The sequence below is a fragment of the Halorubrum tibetense genome, assembly GCF_042661865.1.
In the GTDB taxonomy this organism is placed as follows: Archaea; Halobacteriota; Halobacteria; order Halobacteriales; family Haloferacaceae; genus Halorubrum; species Halorubrum tibetense.
Map to the genome: position 1 here is coordinate 1 of NZ_JBHSWW010000702.1, position 547 is coordinate 547.

Genomic DNA, 547 nt, shown 5'->3' on the forward strand with positions numbered 1-547 from the left:
CGGCTCGTCAGCGAGTGGGGCGCCCTCAGCGTCGTCGCCCGCGTCGTCGTCCGACGACCCACGGAGTCGGTCGATGCCGGAGCGAACGACCGATCCGACGCTCCCGCGTCTGGTGCCCGGCTCGGAACCAAGCGAGGGCAGCGAGGGCAACGAAGCGAGCGAGGCGAACCCGACGAGAACGCCGCCGATCGCCGCCCCGATCGAGCGGCCAAGCCCGGACGGAACCCGGATCCGGGGCCACGAGAACGACGGGAGAGAGACCGACGGCATGCGGGCGAGCGACGCCAGCGTGTCGAACAGCTCGGCCAACCCGACGAACAGGACGGCGAACTCGTTGCCGGGCTCGTGGTCGTACCGGCGAGCGAGCCGCAGGTACGTCACGCTCCCGCCGATCAGGAGTCCTGGGACGACGACGAGCACCGCGGTCAGCCGGAGGTAGAGGTTCCCGACGGTCGCGGTCGCGGTCTCGACGCCGGCCGTCGCCACCACCGTCGCCTCGTCGTCGAGGGGGAACCACAGGCGGGCGTGGCCGCCGTCGTCCGTCGTC

Annotated in this window: 1 pseudogene; it reads right to left on the reverse strand. The window is 72.4% G+C overall.

The window, feature by feature from the left end:
* Positions 1 to 547, reverse strand: a pseudogene (locus ACFQEU_RS17835) (DUF4129 domain-containing protein); the annotation flags it as partial.